General features: G+C 66.8%; 4 protein-coding genes and 1 pseudogene. All 5 read left to right on the top strand.

The window, feature by feature from the left end; translation table 11 throughout:
• Positions 1 to 776: class I SAM-dependent methyltransferase (locus tag PHQ87_RS16030; protein ID WP_300236621.1), on the top strand; the 776-nt coding region annotated here is incomplete at its 5' end.
• A 41-nt stretch (positions 777 to 817) separates the two neighbouring features.
• A complete protein-coding gene (locus PHQ87_RS16025) occupies positions 818 to 1,243 on the top strand; it encodes a nuclear transport factor 2 family protein (protein WP_300236618.1) in 426 nt (141 codons plus the stop codon).
• An 18-nt stretch (positions 1,244 to 1,261) separates the two neighbouring features.
• Positions 1,262 to 1,354, top strand: a pseudogene (locus tag PHQ87_RS16020) (VOC family protein); the annotation flags it as partial.
• Positions 1,355 to 1,404: 50 nt separating this feature from the next.
• The gene (locus tag PHQ87_RS16015; RefSeq protein WP_300236615.1) at positions 1,405 to 2,151 is read left to right on the top strand and encodes a class I SAM-dependent methyltransferase; all 747 of its coding nucleotides are present in this window, start codon (positions 1,405 to 1,407) and stop codon (positions 2,149 to 2,151) included.
• A gap of 73 nt (positions 2,152 to 2,224) precedes the next feature.
• Positions 2,225 to 2,549 (top strand): DUF4256 domain-containing protein (locus PHQ87_RS16010; RefSeq protein ID WP_300236612.1); only part of this gene is annotated, 325 nt, incomplete at its 3' end.

Below are 2,549 nucleotides of genomic sequence, written 5' to 3'. Positions count from 1 at the left end.
AGAAGATGCTTTCCGGCCCATGGCCCGCAAGCGCCTCTCATGTCAGGCGAAAAGAGGCAAGGATGAGGCAAAACGAAATCAAAGCCATCTTCGACCAGCAGGCCGCCAGCTACGACGCGCAGTGGGTCAAGACGGCGCCGATCAAGGAGTGCCTGTACTTTCTGCTGGAATCCTTGTTCGCCGAACTGCCTGCCGATGCGCGGATTCTCTGCGTTGGTGTGGGGACGGGAGCGGAGCTGGCACACCTTGCCCAGCGGCATCCGGCATGGCGGTTCACGGCGGTGGAGCCTTCCGGCCCCATGCTCGATATTTGCCGGCAACGCGCGGCAGACGAGGGGTTCGCACCACGCTGCCATTTCCATGAGGGGTACCTGGATACGCTTGCTGCCGCCGTCGAGCCGCACGACGCGGCCACTTGCTTTCTGGTGTCTCAGTTCATCCTCGACCCGCAGGAGCGTTCGGCATTCTTCCGGCAGATCGCCGAGAAGCTCAGGCCCGGCGGCATGCTGGCCAGCGCCGATCTGGCGTCGGATGTGGCGTCGCCCGAATATGAGGTGTTGCTTCGTGCCTGGATGAACATGATGGCGGCATCGGATGTGTCACCCGAGGCGATGGAGCGCATGCGCAAGGCCTATGCCAGCGACGTGGCGGTTCTGCCGCCGGGCAGGATCGCCGCGATGATCGCGTCAGGCGGTTTCGAGCTTCCCGTGCTGTTCTTCCAGGCCGGGTTGATTCACGCGTGGCGGTCAAGGCGCCCGCTGGGTCATGCGGACTGACGGCCATTCATTGTTGTTGCCCCACCATTGAGGAGCATCTCATGACCATCCAGACATTCATGCAAGGCTACAAGGCTGCCTGGGAGCAGCGCGACCCGGCCATGTTCGCCGCGCTGTTCCACCCGGACGGCGAATACCACAACACCCCGTTCCAGGTGCAGCGCGGCACGGCGCAGTTGGTCGAGTATTGGAAGCGCGTGCAGTTGCAGGAAGATGTGCGCCTGTTCTTCGAGGTGCTGGCGGACACGCCGGCGGCCGGTGTCGCGCACTGGCATGTCACCTATCAGGTGGCTTCGGAGGAGTTGTTCCAGATCTGGGCCAGGTCGACCGGCACCAACCTGGTCGCCCGCCAGCCTGGCGAGCCGCTGCCCCGCATGGTGCTGGACGGCATCCTTCAGGCGCGGCTCAGCGCGGGGCTTTGTTCGCAGGCGCGTATCTGGTGGCACAGCCAGCCGCAGGCGGCATAACGGGAAGGAGCATTTGACATGGAAACCCAGGAACTGCATCGCGGCCGCCTGATCGACCACATCCAACTGGTGGTGCGGGATCTGCCGGCCAGCCAGGCTTTCTACGCCGCCTCCGTGGTGGTCACTTTCTGACCGCGGTTATTTTCACTGCTACCACCGCCATGGATATCCCCCGCATCTTCAACATCACCGAGAGCGCGCACCGCATCCACAACCCGATCACGCCCGACAAGCTCGCCACGCTCGGTGCGGCGCTGCGCCTGGAAGCCGGCACCCGGGTGCTCGACCTGGGCAGCGGTTCGGGCGAGATGCTGTGCACCTGGGCGCGCGACCACGGCATCGTGGGCACCGGCGTCGACATGAGCCGCTTGTTCAGCGAGCAGGCGCAACGCCGCGCCGAAGAACTCGGCGTCGCCGACCGGGTCGCGTTCATCCATGGCGATGCGGCGGGTTATGTTGCTGGCGAGAAGGCCGATGTGGCGGCCTGTGTCGGGGCCACCTGGATCGGCGGGGGCGTGGCCGGCACCATCGGGCTGCTGGCGCGCAGCCTGCGCGCCGGCGGGGTCATCCTCATCGGCGAGCCCTACTGGCGGCAGTTGCCGCCCTCGGAAGAGGTGGCCAAGGGGTGTCTTGCCGGCGCGGTGGCCGACTTTCTCGTGCTGCCCGAGCTGCTCGCGTCGTTCGGCCGCCTGGGCTACGACGTGGTGGAAATGGTGCTGGCCGACCAGGACGGCTGGGACCGGTACGAGGCGGCCAAATGGCTCACCATGCGCCGGTGGCTGGAGGCCCACCCCGGCGACGAGCTGGCCGCAGAGGTTCGCGCCCAACTGACCTCGGAGCCCGTGCGCTACGCCACCTACACGCGGGAATACCTGGGCTGGGGTGTGTTCGCGCTGATGGCACGGTGATCCAGTTACAGAGTGCTTCCGCACGGTCCTTCCCGGTTGACTGATCGAGCCCGGGCTTTCATGATGGCTCACCATGACAGGCCATGAACGCGAAGAATTGCTGCAGGCGTTGAAGGCGCGTTTCGAGCGGCACATGCCCCGCCACCCCGGGCTGGGGTGGGCGGCGGTGGCGGCGCGGCTCGAAGCCGATACGCAGGCCCTGCGTGCCTTGCGGGCGATGGAGGCCAGCGGCGGCGAGCCCGATGTGGTCGACCTGGGCGAGGCAGGGGGCGGCGGTGGCCGGGGGCGGCTGGTTTTCTGCGATTGCGCGGCCGAGAGCCCGACGGGGCGGCGCAACGTCTGTTATGACCGCGAGGCGCTGGAGGCCCGCAAGGCGCACAAGCCGCAGGGCAGCGCGC

Source organism: Hydrogenophaga sp., from assembly GCF_028698005.1.
In the GTDB taxonomy this organism is placed as follows: Bacteria; Pseudomonadota; Gammaproteobacteria; order Burkholderiales; family Burkholderiaceae_C; genus Hydrogenophaga.
Note: the sequence above shows the minus strand (reverse complement) of the source record. Positions and strands in the feature narration are given on the sequence as shown.